This is a genomic window from Thermus sp. FJN-A, assembly GCF_054655095.1.
The window spans coordinates 212,138-228,304 of sequence record NZ_BAAHSC010000212.1; the positions used below are offsets into that span (position 1 = coordinate 212,138).

13 protein-coding genes are annotated in these 16,167 nt (G+C 67.9%); 5 read left to right on the top strand and 8 right to left on the bottom strand.

All coding sequences use genetic code 11. The annotated features are described in order from the left end of the window. Positions 1-30: 30 nt before the first annotated feature. On the bottom strand, positions 31-1,371 hold the full coding sequence (glnA, locus tag ACYQ0J_RS11535; protein ID WP_460172248.1) for a type I glutamate--ammonia ligase: 1,341 nt from the start codon (positions 1,369-1,371) through the stop codon (positions 31-33). Positions 1,372-1,560: 189 nt separating this feature from the next. Between glnA and ACYQ0J_RS11540 the strand changes: the two genes are divergently transcribed. Further along, positions 1,561-3,216, top strand: coding sequence for a bifunctional metallophosphatase/5'-nucleotidase (locus ACYQ0J_RS11540; RefSeq protein ID WP_460172289.1), 1,656 nt, complete (start codon positions 1,561-1,563; stop codon positions 3,214-3,216). 84 nt (positions 3,217-3,300) lie between these two features. On the opposite strand, the gene ACYQ0J_RS11545 is transcribed toward ACYQ0J_RS11540, so the two are convergent. From ACYQ0J_RS11545 to ACYQ0J_RS11555, 3 genes are all read right to left on the bottom strand, one after another. After that, positions 3,301-3,744, bottom strand: a complete 444-nt coding sequence (locus tag ACYQ0J_RS11545; RefSeq protein WP_460172249.1) for an MOSC domain-containing protein — start codon at positions 3,742-3,744, stop codon at positions 3,301-3,303. Between the two features lie 42 nt (positions 3,745-3,786). Further along, positions 3,787-4,479: a c-type cytochrome gene (locus ACYQ0J_RS11550; protein ID WP_460172250.1), complete on the bottom strand. Its 693-nt coding sequence runs from the start codon at positions 4,477-4,479 to the stop codon at positions 3,787-3,789. Positions 4,480-4,565: 86 nt separating this feature from the next. After that, entirely contained in the window at positions 4,566-5,789 is a 1,224-nt protein-coding gene (locus tag ACYQ0J_RS11555) for a sulfite oxidase (protein ID WP_460172251.1), read from the bottom strand. Between the two features lie 163 nt (positions 5,790-5,952). Between ACYQ0J_RS11555 and mutS the strand changes: the two genes are divergently transcribed. After that, positions 5,953-8,379, top strand: coding sequence for a DNA mismatch repair protein MutS (gene mutS / locus ACYQ0J_RS11560; protein ID WP_460172252.1), 2,427 nt, complete (start codon positions 5,953-5,955; stop codon positions 8,377-8,379). Further along, complete coding sequence (mutL, locus tag ACYQ0J_RS11565) at positions 8,376-10,037, top strand: DNA mismatch repair endonuclease MutL (protein WP_460172253.1); 1,662 nt, start codon at positions 8,376-8,378, stop codon at positions 10,035-10,037. The genes mutS and mutL overlap by 4 nt, the downstream gene beginning before the upstream one ends. Here mutL and rraA read toward each other — a convergent pair. Next, a complete protein-coding gene (gene rraA / locus ACYQ0J_RS11570) occupies positions 9,931-10,425 on the bottom strand; it encodes a ribonuclease E activity regulator RraA (RefSeq protein WP_460172254.1) in 495 nt (164 codons plus the stop codon). The two genes, mutL and rraA, sit on opposite strands and share 107 nt — an antisense overlap. Positions 10,426-10,443: 18 nt before the next feature. Here rraA and purU point away from each other — a divergent pair, with 18 nt between their 5' ends. Further along, the gene (purU, locus tag ACYQ0J_RS11575) at positions 10,444-11,301 is read left to right on the top strand and encodes a formyltetrahydrofolate deformylase (protein ID WP_460172255.1); all 858 of its coding nucleotides are present in this window, start codon (positions 10,444-10,446) and stop codon (positions 11,299-11,301) included. A 46-nt stretch (positions 11,302-11,347) separates the two neighbouring features. Beyond that, positions 11,348-12,565 (top strand): S1C family serine protease, encoded by a 1,218-nt coding sequence (locus tag ACYQ0J_RS11580; protein WP_460172256.1) that lies wholly within the window; start codon positions 11,348-11,350, stop codon positions 12,563-12,565. Here ACYQ0J_RS11580 and ACYQ0J_RS11585 read toward each other — a convergent pair. The 3 genes from ACYQ0J_RS11585 to ACYQ0J_RS11595 form a co-directional block, all read right to left on the bottom strand. Beyond that, complete coding sequence (locus tag ACYQ0J_RS11585) at positions 12,562-12,903, bottom strand: hypothetical protein (protein WP_460172257.1); 342 nt, start codon at positions 12,901-12,903, stop codon at positions 12,562-12,564. The two genes, ACYQ0J_RS11580 and ACYQ0J_RS11585, sit on opposite strands and share 4 nt — an antisense overlap. Positions 12,904-12,988: 85 nt before the next feature. Then, positions 12,989-13,966 (bottom strand): TAXI family TRAP transporter solute-binding subunit, encoded by a 978-nt coding sequence (locus ACYQ0J_RS11590; RefSeq protein ID WP_460172258.1) that lies wholly within the window; start codon positions 13,964-13,966, stop codon positions 12,989-12,991. Between the two features lie 28 nt (positions 13,967-13,994). Further along, positions 13,995-16,133, bottom strand: a complete 2,139-nt coding sequence (locus ACYQ0J_RS11595) for a TRAP transporter permease (RefSeq protein WP_460172259.1) — start codon at positions 16,131-16,133, stop codon at positions 13,995-13,997. Positions 16,134-16,167 lie beyond the last annotated feature (34 nt).

The window sequence follows — 16,167 nt, forward strand, 5'->3', positions numbered from 1 at the left end:
CGGCAAGGGGGAGGGGCCGGATACCCCGCCTCAGTACGTGGCCAGGTACTGGTCCAGCTCCCACTGGTGGACGGTGACCCGGTAGTCGTCCCACTCCATCTGCTTGGCCTGGAGGAAGTGGGTGTAGACGTGCTCCCCCAGGGCTTCCCGGATCACAGGGTCCTTCTTCAGGGCCTCGAGGGCCTCCCGCAGGGTGCCGGGGAGCTCCCGGATCTTGTGCTTGCGCCGGTCGCGCACGCTCATCTGGTAGATGTTCCGCTGGATGGGGGGAGGGGGGAGGAGCTTGCGCTCTATGCCATCGCTGGCCGCGGCGGCCATGACCGCCAGGGCCAGGTAGGGGTTGGCGGAGGGGTCGGGCATCCTGAGCTCCGCCCGGGTGCCCACCCCCCGGCGGGCGGGCACGCGGATCATGGCCGAGCGGTTGGCGGCGGACCAGGCGATGTTGGTGGGGGCCTCGTACCCGGGGGTGAGGCGCTTGTAGGAGTTCACCAGGGGGTTGGTGATGGCCACCATGCCCTCCGCATGCTCCAGGAGCCCGGCGATGAAGTGGAGGGCGGTCTGGGAGAGCTGGTACTCGGCCTTGGGGTCAAAGAAGGCGTTCTCGCCATCCTTGAAGAGGGAGAGGTGGGTGTGCATGCCGCTCCCGTTGATGCCCCGGATGGGCTTGGGCAGGAAGGTGGCGTGGAGGCCGTGGTTCAGGGCGATGCGCTTCACCACCCACTTGAAGGTGGCGATGTTGTCGGCGGTGGTGAGGGCATCGGCGTACTTGAAGTCGATCTCGTGCTGGCCCGGGGCCACCTCGTGGTGGCTGGCCTCTATTTCAAAGCCCATGGCCACCAGGGCGTTCACCATGTCCCGCCGGGCCTCCTCCCCCTTGTCGATGGGGGCTAGGTCGAAGTAGCCCGCCCGGTCGTGGGTCTCCACGGTGGGAAGGCCCTCGGGGGTCCTGAGGAAGAGGAAGAACTCGGGCTCGGGGCCAGCGTACATGTTGTCAAATCCGAGCTTCTGCAGGCGCTCGATCTGCCGCTTGAGCACGTACCGGGGGTCCCCCTCAAAGGGGCGGCCGTCGGGGTAGGCCACATCGCAGATGAGCCGGGCCACCCGGCCCCGGGCGGGGTCTTCCACCAGGTCGGGAAGGATGACGAAGGTGTTGTAGTCCGGCTTGAGGAGCATGTCCGACTCCTCGATGCGGGTGAAGCCCTCAATGGAGGAGCCGTCAAACATGATCTCCCCGTCCAGGGCCTTCTCAAACTGGGACTCGGGCACCTCCACGTTCTTCACCACCCCGAGGATGTCGGTGATCTGGAGGCGGAGGAACTTCACCTTCTCCGACTCGAGGGCCTTGAGGATCTCTGCCTTGGTGTACCCCATCTTCTGCCTCCTATGCCGGCCCAGCCCGGGTGTTTCTCGGCATTCCCCCGCTGGGTTGTGCAGAGTGTACGGCAAAAGTATGCACGATGTCAACTGGGTGTTGAACATCTGTTCGCGGGCCCGGGTCCGAGGGGCCTTGACCTGGGCCTGACGGGGGCTGGGATAAACTGGGGCTCGGAGGTCTTTATGGTGAGAAGGCGTGCGCTATTGCAGGCGGGAGCGGCCTTAGGGGCCTTGGGGCTGGGCCTGGGGCGGGCCCAGGGGGCGTTTACCCTGACCCTGGTCCACACCAACGACACCCACGCCCACCTGGAGCCCATGGAGCTTACCCTTTCCGGCAAGAAGGTGAGGGTGGGGGGCGTGGCCCAGCGCATCGCCTTCTTTGACCGCCTCAGGGCCCGCGGCAAGAACCTCCTTTTCCTGGACGCGGGGGACGTCTTCCAGGGCACCCTTTACTTCAACCAGTACCGGGGCCTGGCCGACCGCTACTTCATGCACCGGGCCCTCTACCGGGTCATGGCCCTGGGCAACCACGAGTTTGACCTGGGCCCGGGGCCCCTAGCGGAGTTCTTGCGAGGGGCCAGGTTCAAGGTGGTGTCCGCCAACGTGGACGTGGAGAAGGAGCCCAGGCTGAAGGGCCTTTTCGCCCCCTACGCCATCGTGGCCGTGGGAGGGGAGAAGGTGGGCGTGATCGGCCTCACCACCCCGGACACCCGGGAGATCGCCAACCCTGGGCCCACCGTGGACTTCCTGGACCCCTACGAGAGCGCCCAGAAGGCGGTGTACGAGCTCCTGAAGCGGGGGGTTAACAAGATCGTGGTCCTCTCCCACCTGGGCTACGGCGAAGACCTGAAGCTCGCCCGGAGGCTCGTGGGGGCCCAGGTGATCGTGGGGGGGCACTCCCATACCCTCCTGGGAAGCTTCCCCCACAAGGAGCTCTCCCCGGCCGGGCCCTACCCCACGGTGGTCAAGAACCCCGAGGGCAAGGACGTCCTGGTGGTGCAGGCCTGGGAGTGGGGGAAGGTGGTGGGCCTTTTGGAGGTCACCTTCGGGGCCCAGGGGGAGCTTCTCGCCTACAAGGGCGAGCCCTTCCTCATGACCCCGGAGGTGGTCCCCGAGGACTTCTTCGCCAAGGAGGCCCTCCTGGCCTACGCCCAGCCCGTCCTGGCCCTCATGGGGCAGGTCATCGCCGAGGCCAAGGTGGACCTGGTGGGGGAAAGGGCCATCGTGCGCCGCCGCGAGAGCAACCTGGGGAACCTCATCGCGGACGGAATGCTCTGGAAGACGCGAAACGCCGGGACCCAGATCGCCCTGCAAAACGGCGGGGGCATCCGGGCCTCCATCCCCAAGGGCCCCATCACCGTGGGCAAGGTGTACGAGGTCTTGCCCTTCGGGAACACCCTGGTGGTGATGGACCTGAAGGGCAGGGAGATTTTGGCTGCCCTGGAGAACGGGGTCTCCCAGTGGGAGAGCCAGGCGGGCCGCTTCCTCCAGGTCTCGGGCCTGCGCTACGCCTTTGACCTTTCCCGCCCTGCGGGGAGCCGGGTGGTGCGGGTGGAGGTGAGAACGGAGAAGGGGTATGTGCCCTTGGACCTCGAGGCCACCTACCGGGTGGTGGTGAATAGCTTTATCGCCAGCGGGGGCGACGGTTTCGCTGTGCTCAAGGAGGCCCAAGGCTACCGGGTGGACACGGGCTTTAGTGACGCCGAGAGCTTCCTGGACTACCTCAAGGAGTTCAAGGCGGTGGAGGCGGGCCTCGAGGGCCGCATAGAGGTCTTGAACGAGCCCAAAGGGGAAAGGCCCGCCTACTGGGCCTACCGGGTGCCGGGGCTCGTGGGGGTGTAGCCGAAAAGGGCGCCCCCCGGGGAGGCCTCCCCGGGGGGTTCCCCTTTTGGAGCCTTTGCTTTGGCGAAAGCCAGAGCGGGGTACTTAGCCCGCCGGGGCGAGGACGAGGACTGGGTCTCCCACCCGCACCACCCCGCTCTCCAAAACCCGGGCGTACACCCCCCGGCCCCCGTAGAGGAGCTTGGGCAGGCGCAGGTCAAACTGGGAGAGGCTGCTGCACACCGTGCAGACGTAGGAAAGCTCCAGAAGGGCCTCCCCTACCTTGAGCCTTCCTCCCGGGGGAAGCCCGTGGGGGTCCAGGGAAAGGAGAAGGTTCTCCCCCAAGGCGCCGTAGGGGAGAGCGATCCCCGCCCTTTGCGCCCTCTCGTAGGCGGCAAGCCCTGCCACCAGCACTGCCCGCTCGGGGTCTTTGCCCGCGTGCCGGTCCCCCTTGGCCCCAAAGCCCGCCACCAGCTCCAAGGCTTCCACCTGGGGCTTGGGAAGGCCGGAGCCCAGGCCGAGGTGAAGGGAGAGGACGCGCCCTTGCATGCCCCTCTTACCCCATCTTCACGAAGGCCTGCTGCTCTGGGATCACGGCAGCTTCAGGCCCTGGCGGCGCCCAAGGACCTCCCCAGGGGTGAGGGGTTTGGCCCTTGCCGCCTGCACCTCCTGGGGCGTGTAGGGCCGGAAGCCCTCGGGGGCGCCCCAGGCGGCCAGGTGGTTCAGCACCAGGGTCAGGTCCTCGTCGGAAAGCCAAGCGAAGCCCGGCATCACGTTGTTGTACTCCTGCCCCAGGACCTTCATGGGCCCCTGGACCCCGTAGAGCACGGCCAAAAGGAGGTACTCCCGGCCGCCTTGGGCCTTGAGGAGGGCCTCCACGTGCCCCTTCAAGGGCGGGAAAAGGGGAGGGTTGCCCTCGCCCTGGGGGCCGTGGCAACCGGAGCAGTTGGCGTAGACCTGGGTCCCTGTCTTGGAGGCAGGGGTCTCCTGGGCGGGGGGCGTGGCTGGCGGGGGTTCCGTACCCAAATAGACCGCCAGGTAGTCCAGGATGGCGGCCCGCTCCTCTGGGGTTACCTTGAGGCCCTGGGCCACCATTTCGTTCAGCACGGCGTCCCACCGCTCCCGGGAAAGGCGCTCCCGGGTCACAAGACCGAGGTCGTGGCAGGTCTGGCACTTGGCCAGCACCAACTCCTTGCCCGGACCCTCGGGGAGGGTGGCCTGGCTCAGGGCCAGGTAAGCGCCGAGGCTCAGGAGAAGGGTTAGGGGAAGAAGGGTGCGCTTCATCTTTACCTTCAGTGTTGCGTGTACCCTGGGTATGTATGGGGAGGTAGCCCACAAAGGCCCCGGCCTCGAGGCCGGGGCCTGGCCCTTTAGGCCACGGTGAACTTGACCCGCATGACCCCGTTGTACTCGTAGCCGCGCTCGTTCCAGGCGATGTTGCCGTCCAGGGGCTGGCTCCGGCCCGCGGCGTCCCAAGCCCGGGCCATGACCTCGTGTTCCCCGGGGCGCAGGTACAGGGTGGCTTGCCAGCGCACCCAGCCGAAGCTCTTCCCCTGGCGTTCCAGCCTGGCCTGCTGCCAGGTGCGGCCCCCGTTGGCGGAGACCTCCACGCTCACCAGGGGCACGATGCCGTCGTTGAAGGCCACCCCCTCTACCCGCACGTAGGGGCCCTCTGCGGTCTGGCCCTCCAGGGGGGCGAAGATGAAGCTGTTGATGGTCACGAGCCAGTTGGGGCGGGAGTTGGTGAAGCTGTAGGGGTAGGTTTTGCCCGGCTCCTGGGGGAGGAAGGGGATGTTGGCGTTGGGGATGGTGGGCACCCGGTAGCGGGGCATCTGCTCGGTGGTGGTGTTCTCCCCCTCGGTGAACTCAATCTTCTCCACCCACTTCACGTTGTTCACCCCGAAGTACCCGGGGAAGACGAGCCGCACCGGCCCCCCGTGCACTGCGGGGAGGGGCTCCCCGTTCATGGAGAGGGCGAGGAGGGCGTTTTCCAGGGCGTGAATGGGCACGGAGCGCACGAACTCCGGGGCGTTGCCCTGACGGCTGGCGTGGGCGGTGATGTAGAGGGCCTTGGCCTCCAGTTTGGCCCCCTTGGCCTCCAGGAGGTCCTTGAGGCGTACCCCGCGGAAGGTGACGTTCCCCACCCCACCCCGCTTCCAGGGGTTGCCCGAGGCGCGGGGCTGGAAAAGGGAACGCCCGTTTCCAGAGCACTGGAGGACCATGGTCACCTCGTGCTGGGGGAGGCCGAGGAGCTCCTTGGCCTCTATGGCGAAGGGCTTATCCACAAGCCCTCCCACCTCCACCTTCCACCCGTCCAGGCTGGCCCCCTCCACGGTGTTGTAGCCGGGAAGGTCCACGTTGTTGCGGATGTAGAGTATCTCCTTCAGGGTACGCTCGGGTTGGCTGACGAGGAGGTCGTAGGGGGTTTCCAGGACGATGGGGCGCTGGGAAAGGACGAGGAGCTTGGCGTTTTTGCCCTTCACCAGCTGGTCCGCCGTGGGCGTTTGCTGGGCGAAGCCCCGCCCCCCTGCGGCCAAAAGGGCCGCGCCTAGGCTCATGAGCTTAAGGGTGGTTCGCCGATTGAGCTTTTCCATAAGCCCTCCTTCCGAGGGGACTTTCGTCCCTCTTTCCGGTCACCCTTACCTTAGAGGCAAATGGTACCGGTGTCAAGTTAGGGGTAAAGCGGCTTTAGCTCTCGTTTTCATGGGTTGGGCAAGGAGCCCTAGAAGGGGGTATGCCGCGGTTAAGATGGGAGTCATGCTCAAGGGCGAAGGCCTAGGCCCCCTTCCCCCCCTCCTCCAGCAGTACGTGGAGCTCCGCGACCGCTACCCGGACTACCTCCTCCTCTTCCAGGTGGGGGACTTCTACGAGTGCTTTGGGGAGGACGCCGAGAGGCTCGCCCGCGCCCTCGGCCTCGTCCTCACCCACAAGACCAGCAAGGACTTCACCACCCCCATGGCGGGGATTCCCATAAGGGCCTTTGACGCCTACGCCGAGCGGCTTCTCAAGATGGGCTTCCGCCTGGCGGTGGCCGACCAGGTGGAGCCCGCCGAGGAGGCGGAAGGGCTGGTGCGGCGGGAGGTGACCCAGCTCCTTACCCCGGGGACCCTCACCCAGGAGGCCCTCCTCCCCCGGGAGGCCAACTACCTGGCCGCCGTCGCCACCGGGGATGGGTGGGGCCTGGCCTTTTTGGACGTCTCCACGGGGGAGTTCAAGGGGACCCTCCTCAAGAGCAAAAGCGCCTTCTACGACGAGCTCTTCCGCCACAGGCCCGCCGAGGTCCTCCTCGCCCCCGAGCTTCGGGAGAACGGGGCTTTTCTGGAGGAGTTCCGGAAGCGTTTTCCCGTGATGCTCTCCGAGGCTCCCTTTGACCCGGAAGGGGAGGGCCCCTTGGCCTTGAGGCGGGCCCAGGGAGCCCTCCTCGCCTACGCCCGGGCCACCCAGGGGGGGGCCTTGGGCGTGCGCCCTTTTCGCCTCTACGACCCCGGGGCCTTCGTGCGCCTGCCCGAGGCGAGCCTGAAGGCCTTGGAGGTCTTTGAACCCCTAAGGGGCCAGGACACCCTCTTCGGGGCGCTGGACGAGACCAGGACCGCGCCTGGAAGGCGGCTCCTCCAGGCCTGGCTCCGCCACCCCCTTCTGGAGCGGGGCCCCCTGGAGGCGAGGCTTGACCGGGTGGAGCGCTTCGTGCGGGAAGGGGGCTTGAGGGAGGGCCTCCGCAGGCTCCTCTTCCGCCTCGCCGACCTGGAGCGCCTGGCCACCAGGCTGGAGCTTGGCCGGGCAAGCCCCAAGGACCTCGGCGCCTTAAGGCGGAGCCTGGAGATCCTCCCCGAGCTTGGAGGCCTTCTGGGGGAGGAGGTGGGGCTTCCCGACCTTTCCCCGCTTCTTGAGGAGCTCAAAGCGGCCTTGGTGGAGGACCCGCCCCTCAAGGTTTCCGAGGGGGGGCTCATCCGGGAGGGGTACGACCCCGACCTGGACGCTTTAAGGCGGGCCCACGCCGAGGGGGTGGCCTACTTCCTGGACCTCGAGGCCCGGGAGAAGGAGAGGACCGGCATCCCCACCCTCAAGGTGGGGTACAACGCCGTCTTCGGCTACTACCTGGAGGTGACCCGCCCCTACTACGGCCAGGTGCCCAAGGAGTACCGCCCCGTCCAGACCCTCAAGGACCGGCAGCGCTACACCCTGCCGGAGATGAAGGAGCGGGAGCGGGAGCTCTACCGCCTCGAGGCCCTGATCAAGAGGCGCGAGGAGGAGGTCTTCCTCGCCCTAAGGGAAAGGGCCAGGAAGGAGGCGGAGGCCTTGAGGGAGGCCGCCCGCATCCTCGCCGAGCTTGACGTCTACGCCGCCCTCGCCGAGGTGGCGGTGCGCCACGGCTACACCCGGCCCCGCTTCGGGGACAGGCTCCGCATAAGGGCGGGGCGCCACCCGGTGGTGGAGCGCCGCACCGCCTTCGTCCCCAACGACCTGGAGATGGCCCACGAGCTCGTCCTCGTCACCGGGCCCAACATGGCGGGGAAGAGCACCTTCCTCAGGCAGACCGCCCTCATCGCCCTCCTCGCCCAGATCGGGAGCTTCGTGCCCGCGGAGGAGGCGGAGCTTCCCCTCTTTGACGGGATCTACACCCGGATCGGGGCCTCCGACGACCTCGCCGGGGGGAAGAGCACCTTCATGGTGGAGATGGAGGAGGTGGCCCTCGTCCTCAGGGAGGCCACGGAGAAAAGCCTCGTCCTTCTGGACGAGGTGGGCCGGGGCACCAGCAGCCTGGACGGGGTGGCCATCGCCACCGCCCTGGCCGAGGCCCTGCACGAGAGGCGGTGCTACACCCTCTTTGCCACCCACTACTTTGAGCTCACCGCCCTCCCCCTCCCCCGGCTCAGGAACCTGCACGTGGCCGCCAAGGAGGAGGAGGGGGGCCTTGTCTTCTACCACCAGGTCCTGCCCGGCCCCGCCTCCAAGAGCTACGGGGTGGAGGTGGCCGCCATGGCGGGCCTGCCCAAGGAGGTGGTGGAGCGGGCCCGCGCTCTCCTCAAGGCCATGGCCGCGAGGCGGGAGGGGGTCTTGGAGGAGGTCTTAGAGCGCCTCCTCGCCCTGGACCCCGACCGCCTCACCCCCCTCGAGGCCCTGAGGCTCCTCCATGAGCTTAAGGCCTTGGCCCTGGGTGCCCCCTTGGGTAGCATGAGGGGGTGATCTGCCCACTTCCCCCGGAGCTCAGGGGCCTCCTCGCCCGGGGCGAGGTCCTCCTTTCGGTGAGGGACGCCGTGCGGGAGCTTCTGGAAAACGCCCTGGACGCGGGGGCCAAACGGGTGCGGGTGGAGCTTTGGGGTGGGGGGCTGGAGAGGATCGTGGTGGAGGACGACGGGGAGGGGATTCCCCTCGAGGACCTTCCCCTCGCCGTGGAGCCCTACGCCACCAGCAAGCTCCAGGACCCCGGGCGCATCCGCACCCTGGGCTTCCGCGGCCAGGCCCTCTACGCCCTGAGGCAGGCGGCCAGGCTCAGGATCCGCTCCCGGCCTCGAGGGCAGCTCGGCGGGGGGCTCCTCCTCGCGGAAGGGGAGCGGGTGGAGGTGCGCCCCGTCCCCGCCCCCCCGGGGACCCGGGTGGAGGTTTCGGGCCTTTTCCTAGGGGAGAAGAGGGACCCCAAGGGCGAGGCCCGGGGGGTCTTGGAGCTCCTAAAGCGCTACCTCCTCCACCACCCCCACCTCGCCCTGGCCCTCTTCCTGGAGGGGGAGGCCAGGCTCCTCTTCCCCGGGGCGGGGCTTAGGGAGGCCGCCCGCTTAGCCTTCGGCCGGGTCCTCGCCGAGAGGCTCCTCCCCGTGGAGGCCAGGCGGGGGGAGATGGCCCTGCAGGGCCTCCTCTCCGGCCCCCAGGCCTCCCGCACCCGGCCCGACCAGCTCTACTTGGCGGTGAACGGGAGGCCCGTGGCCCTTCCCGACGGGGTCCTAAAGGCGGTGCGCCGCGCCTACCGGGAGCTCCTCCCCGAGGGGCACTACCCCTTTGGGGCGCTCAACCTCTCCCTCCCCCTGGAGGCCTTCCGCCTGCGCCTGGACGCAAGGAAGGAGGAGGTGGCCCTCGCCGGGGAGGCGGAGGCTTTTTTGGGAGAGGCCTTGGCGGAGGCTTTCCAAGGCCAGAATCTGGCCCGCTCCCTCCCGGAGCCCAGGCCCCTCCTCCCCTTGAGCCCCCCCACCCCCTCCGGCCTTCCCCGCCTGCGCTTCTTGGCGCAGTTCCGGGATAGTTTCCTCCTGGCCGAGGCGGGGGACGCCCTCTACGTGGTGGACCAGCACGCTGCCCACGAGCGGGTCCTCTACGAGGACCTCCTCAGGCAGGCCGCCGAGGGGCCAAAGCCCCTTCCCCGGCCCCTCCTCGTCCTTTTGGAAGCGGAGGAGGAGGCCCTTTTGGAAGCGGGGCGGGAGGCTTTGGCGGAGCTTTTCCGCTGGGAGCCCTTCGGCCCTGGGAGGGTGAGGCTCCTCATGGCCCCCGCCTTCCTCCACCCCTATCCCCTCCTCCTCCCCGAGGTCTTCAAGGAGGCGGTGCGGGGGGGAGGGGAAGGCCTCAAGGTGGCCCCCTCGGGGCTGACCAAGGCCCTCCTCGCCCGCCTGGCCTGCCTTCCCGCCGTCAAGGCAGGCCACCCCCTGGGCCAGGCCCAGGGCCAGGCCCTCCTGGACGCCCTCATGGCCTGCGAGACGCCCTGGGCCTGTCCCCACGGGAGGCCCGTCCTCCTCGCCCTCAGGGAGGAGGACCTCATCCGCCGCTTCGGGCGCCGCTCGGGGGCTCGGGGAGGAGGAGAAGCCCGTCCTCGTCCGCAAGGAGAAAGCTTCCCGGAAGCACCTGCGCCCCAAGAACCCTAAGGGGCACGTCCACCTCTCCCTTCCCCTCCTTGGCGCTCTTCCTCGGCGTGGCGGCGAGGGCCAGGAGGCCGATGGGAACCTCCTTAAGCTCCCCCGTGTCCCGCACCGCCCCGTGGACCACCACCCCGGCCCACCCCTTTTCCCAGGCCAGGCGGGCCAGGTTGCCCCCAAGGAGGGCCGTGCGCAAGGAGCCCCCTCCGTCCACGAAGAGGACCTGGCCCGCGCCTCCTTCCTCCAGGACCTTCCGCACCAGGGCGTTGTCCTCAAAGACCTTTAGGGTCCTTACCCGCCCTGCGAAACGGGCTTTGCCGCCGAAGCTTTTGAAGACCATGGGGAGGGTTTCGCCCTCCGGGTGGAGGTCCGAAAGGTCCGTGGTGTGCGCCTCCATAGGGATATAGTAGCCTCCATGGAGGAGGCCAGGCTTCTCGTCACCTGTCCGGACCGCCCCGGCATCGTGGCCGCCGTAAGCGGCTTCCTCTACGCCCACGGGGCCAACATCACCGATCTGCAGCAGCACTCCACCGACCCCGAGGGGGGCACCTTCTTCATGCGGGTGGCCTTCACCGCTTCCCACCTGGACCTGGCCCGTCCCGCCCTGGAGCGGGCCTTCCAGGAGGTGGTGGCGAGCCGCTTCCAGATGCAGTGGCGCCTGGCCTACGCCTCGGAGAGGAAGCGGACGGCCATCCTCGTCTCCAAGCCCGCCCACGCCCTCTTGGAGCTCCTGTGGCGCTACCGGGTGGGGGAGCTTCCCATGGAGCTTCGCATGGTCATCTCCAACCACCCCGACCACCGGGAGGAGGTGGAGCGCTTCGGCATCCCCTACCACCACGTGCCCGTGGAGAAGGGCAAGAAGGAGGAGGCGGAGGAGAGGATCCTCGCCCTTCTGGAGGCGGAGAGGGTGGAGCTCGTGGTCCTCGCCCGCTACATGCAGATCCTCTCCCCCGGCTTCGTGGAGCGCTTCCCCATGCGCATGGTCAACATCCACCACAGCTTCCTCCCCGCCTTCGCCGGGGCCGACCCCTACCGCCAGGCCTACGAGCGGGGCGTGAAGCTCATCGGGGCCACGGCCCACTACGTCACCGAGGCGCTGGACCAGGGCCCCATCATTGAGCAGGACGTGGTGCGGGTCTCCCACCGCCACTCGGTGCGGGAGATGAAAAGCCTCGGCCGGGAACTGGAGAGGACCGTCCTGGCCCGGGCGGTGCGCTGGCACCTGGAGGACCGGATCCTGGTCCACGAGAACCGCACCGTGGTCTTCGTCTAATCGCCGCCTAACGGGGCGGGGGTAAGGTTAGGCCAGGAGGTGGCGCATGAACCTAGGCCGTTCCTTCCTGGGGTTTTTGGTGCTCTCCGTGATGGCGGGGGCGGTGCTCTGGTGGGGCCTTTCCCAGGGCCAGACCCCCCGCCCCCAGACCGCCCCATCCTCGGCGGGCGGGGGCCTTCTGGAGGACGAGCGGAACACCGTGGAGATCGTGGAGCGCTACGGGGACGGGGTGGTCTACGTCTCCGTGGTGACCCGACCCCAGAGCGTCCAGCTTCCCCCGGGGTTTGAGTTCTTCGCTCCCTTCCTGCAGGTGCCGCCCCAGCAGGGCACGGGCTCCGGCTTCGTCATAGACAAGGAAGGGTACATCCTCACCAACTACCACGTGGTGGAGGGGGCAAGCCAGATCACGGTGAAGTTCCACAACGACCCCAAGGAGTACCGGGCCCGCCTGGTAGGGGCGGCGCCCCCTTTGGACGTGGCCCTCCTCAAGGTGGACGCGCCTAAGGACAGGCTGGTGCCCCTGGTCCTGGGGGATTCCGACCGGATCCGGGTGGGACAGAAGGCCATCGCCATGGGGAACCCCTTCGGCCTCGAGTTCACCGTGACCCAGGGGATCGTCTCCGCCATCCGGGAAAACCCCGGGGCCATCGGGGACGAGTCCGGCCTCGTGCCCCAGGTCATCCAGACGGACGCCGCCATCAACCCCGGGAACTCCGGGGGGCCCCTCCTCAACTCCCGGGGAGAGGTCATCGGCATCAACACCGCCATCTTCACCCCCACGGGCCAGTTCGGGGCCGCCCAGTTCGCCGGGGTGGGGTTCGCCCTGCCCATCAACTTGGTGAAGCAGTACCTGCCCGAGCTCAGGGCGGGGAAAACCCTCACCGCCGAGGCCATCATCAGAAACCGGCCCCGGCTTGGGGTGTCCTTGACCCCCCTCTCCCTTTACCCGGAAAGGCTCCGCCAGCAGTACAACCTGCCCGACGCCGGCCTCATGGTCCAGGAGGTGGAGCGGAATAGCCCTGCCCAGAAGGCGGGCCTCAAGCCCCCCACCCGCTTCGCCTACATCCAGCTGCCCACAGGGGAGGCCCTGCAGGTGGGGGTGGATGGGGACGTGCTTCTAGAGGCGGACGGGGTTCCCCTCGCCTCCATCGCCCAGCTCCGGCAGGTCCTCTACGCCAAGAAGCCGGGGGAGGCGGTGGTCCTCAAGGTCTGGCGCCAGGGGCGCACCCTAACCCTCAGGGTGGTTCCCCAGTTGATCCGCTAAGGAGGCCAAAGGAGCCTTACCCTCAGGCATCCGCCCTCCGCTTGGAACCAGCTTTCCCCCAGGCGGAGGGCTAGGCCCGTTTCCGAGCAGTAATAGAGTTCCTTCCGCCTCTCCTTGGCCAGGGCCTCGTTCCAAGGGTAGGCCCCGGCGGTGTAGTAGGCCTCCGTCTCGGCGTCGGTGTAGGCCCGGAAGCCTTGTAAGCGGAAGAGGGGCCGGAACTCCAGAAGCACGGGCTTTCCCGTCACCGAGTTCACGAACTCCACCTGCCCCTCCTCCCAAGGAAGGAGGAGGAGGAAGCGCCTGGTTTCCCCTTCCTCCACCGCTACCAGGCGGACCAAGGAGAGGGTCCCCAGGCCAAACCAAAAGGTCCAGCTCCTCAGGAGCTGAGGCCAGGGATTTGGCAAAGGCGCCTTCCCCACCCCTTCACTTCAAGGCCCCTGCCTCGCGGAAGTAGCGCAGAGCCCCCTCGTGGTAAGGTAGGGTGCCGCCCACGAAGCGCACGGCGTTTTCCGAAGAGGTGTCCTTGGCGGCGGCCACCGCTTGCCGGAGGGCTTGGAGGTTTTCAAAGGTGGCCTTGGTGAGGGCATAGGCTGTTTCCTCGGGGAGGCTCGCTGGGCAGACGAAGAGGTTCCAGAAGGTGAGGGTGGGGGTGTCGGCGCGGGTGTTGTAGGTGGCCTTGGGGATCACCCCGGTTCCGGCGAGGCCGGGAAAGCGCTTCTGGAAGGTCTGGGCCACGGTGCTCTTGGGGTCAATGGGCACCAGGTAGAGGCGCTGCCCCTTGCGGGCCAAGGCGGCGGAGAGCTCGGTGATGGCCCCGGTGGGCAGGCCCCCCGACCAGAAAAAGGCGTCCAGGTTGCCCTCGGAAAGGGCGTTGGCGCTCTCCTGTGCCCCCAGGCGCTCCTGCTTGGCGAAGTCCTTGGGAGAGAGGCCCGCCGCCTGGAGGACGAGAAGGGCCTCCACCTCGGTGCCTGAGCCCGGGGCCCCGGTGGAGACCCGCTTGCCCTTCAGGTCCTGGATCACCCGGATGCCGCTGCCCTCCCGGGCGGCGATGTGCAGGTAGTTGGGGTACATGGCGAAGAGGATGCGGACGTTCTTGGCGGGCTTGTCCTTAAAGCGCTCGTGCCCTCCCGTGTAGGCCAGGTAGGCGGAGTCGGGGAGCACGGTGGCGCAGTAGTAGGTGCCTCCCCCGGTGCGGTTTTCCAGGAGAAGGAGGTTGTCAATGGAGGCCGCCGTCTGGATGGCCTGGGCCTCCGCCACCCCCGCCTTGTTCCAGATCTCCGCCAGGGTGGTGCCGTAGTAGAAGTACACCCCACCCACCCCTCCCGTGGCGATAATCACCTTGGGTTTCTGGGCCAGGGCCAAACCGCTCAGGGCTAGAAGGGCCAGCAGGACTCGCTTCATCCCCTTCCTCCTTTCCTTCGGCCCTACCCTAAGCCCCCTTAGGCCCTCCCGTCAACCCCTTGCGGAAGAAGGGGAGGCCCAGGAGGAAGGCGGCCAGGTTCAGGTAGGGCTGGGGCACGAAGAGGAGGACGGCCAAGATCCCTAGAGCCCAGGCCTCCCAGCGCTTAAGGGGCCTCCTCGTGTACCCGGCCCCCGAGGCGGAGAGGTAGACCACCCCTGCGCCCACCGCCAGGAAGCGCCAGAGGATGAGGGCCCAGGCCTTTTCGGGTGGGGCGGTTTCCAGTACGGGCACGATGAGGAGGGCAGAGCCCGAGTACGCCAGGAGGAAGAAAAAGCCCACCAGGTACTTGGAAAGGGCCACCCGGGCGGCGTAGACCCCGGTCTGCAAGGGGTTGGTACCGAAGACGCTGGCGGCGGCGTAGGCGGAGAGGGCCACGGGCGGGGTCACGTCGGCCAACACGGCGTAGTAAAAGAGGAACATGTGGGTGGCGAGGAGGGCGGCCTGCTGGGCAGCCTCCTGGCTTAGCCCCTCGGCGGTGAAGTTCTTGGCCGCCAGGCCGATGATGGCGGGGGCGGTGAGGGCGGAGGTGAGGACGTAGGTGGCCGTGGGCGGCACGCCCATCCCCAGGACGAGGCTGAAGACCGCGGTGATCAGGGTGGCGAGGAGGAGGCTTTCCCCCGAGACCTGCTGCAGAAGCTGGCTGAACTTGGAGGGGAGGCCGGAGATGACCATGTTGGCGAAGATGAGGTTGGCCGCGGTCACGGCGGTGCCGATGGGGAGGAGGGTGCGGAAGCCCTCGGCGAGGCCCTGGAAGATGGGGGCGATGCCCTTGGGCCTTAGGGTGGGGTCCAGGTAGGCCAGGACCACGAAGAGGACCAGGGCGAGGCTTGCGGCGGTGCGCACCTCGTACCCCAGGTAGAGCATGGCCACGATGAGGAGGATAGGGAGGAAGATGAAGCTGTAGCGGAGGACATAGGCCCTGCGGCCCATGCCGAGCTCGGGGGCCACGGGGGCAAGCCCCGCCTTCCTGGCGTAGAACTCGTTGAAGGCCAGCACGGCGGCGAGGTAGAGAAGGGCGGGGCCGATGGCCATGACGATGACCTTGAGGAGGGAGATCTGGAGGATCTCCACCATGATGAAGGCGATGGAGCCCAACACGGGCGGGGTGATGAGGGCGATGGTCCCGGCGGTGGCCACGAGCCCAGCGGCCATCAAGCGGTGGTAGCCTGCCCGCTCGTAGAGGGGCTTGGTGAGGGCGGCCACGAACTGGGTGTCGGCGGCCCCGCTTCCGGAGAACATGCCCATGAAGACGCTGGCGATGCCCGTGACCCGCCCGGGGGTGGCGGGGTGCTTGCCCACCAGGGCCAGGGCCATGTTGGCCACCACCTTGCCCAGGCCCAAAGCGGCGATCATCCCGGAGAGGAGGGTGAAGTAGACCAGATACTTCGCGGAGACTCCGGTGATAAGGCCGTAGATCCCGGCCTCCGTCTCGTTATAGGTCTTGCCCAGGAGAAGGTCTATGCCCTGCCGCGTCCCTCGGAAGGCCCCGGGAAAGACGTCGGCATAGAGGTTGTAGGCGAAGAATAGAAGGACCAAGACGGGCATCACCGGTCCCAGGAGACGGTAAACGAGCCCTAGGACCAGCATGATGAGCCCAAAGGACATGGCCATGTCCCACGGCTCCGGCAGCACGGCCCGGTAGACGAGCGCCTCAAAGTGGCGGAGCTGGTAGAGGGTGGGGAAGAGGGCAAGGAGGACCGCCAGGAGGTCGGCGGGGCGCTTGAGGCGGGGAAGCAGGGCCGGAAGGGCGGCCACGCCCCAGTAGAGGAGGCCCACGGCCTTGGCTTCCCAGGGGAGGCTAAGGCCGGGCACATTAGGGAAGAGGAAGTTGTAAAGGGGCACCAGGGTGAGGAGGAAGTAGAACCAGGAGCCCAGGGTCCTCCTCCTGGGGAGGTAGAAGGAGACCAGATACCCCCCCAGGAGGAGGAAGAGGACGTGGGTACTCCGCTGGAGCTGGACGATGTCCAGAATGGGTATCTCCGCCCTGGCCAAGGGAGTGAAGGGGTGGAGGACCAGGTAGAGGCTGTAGAGGGCCCCCAGGACCAGGATCCAGTCCGTGAGCCGGGCCAGGGGGGTCTGAGGGGTTGCCGGGCGCTCGGGTTCCATAGGGGGTTCCTCCAAAAGGGCCCGGGGCCTGGGA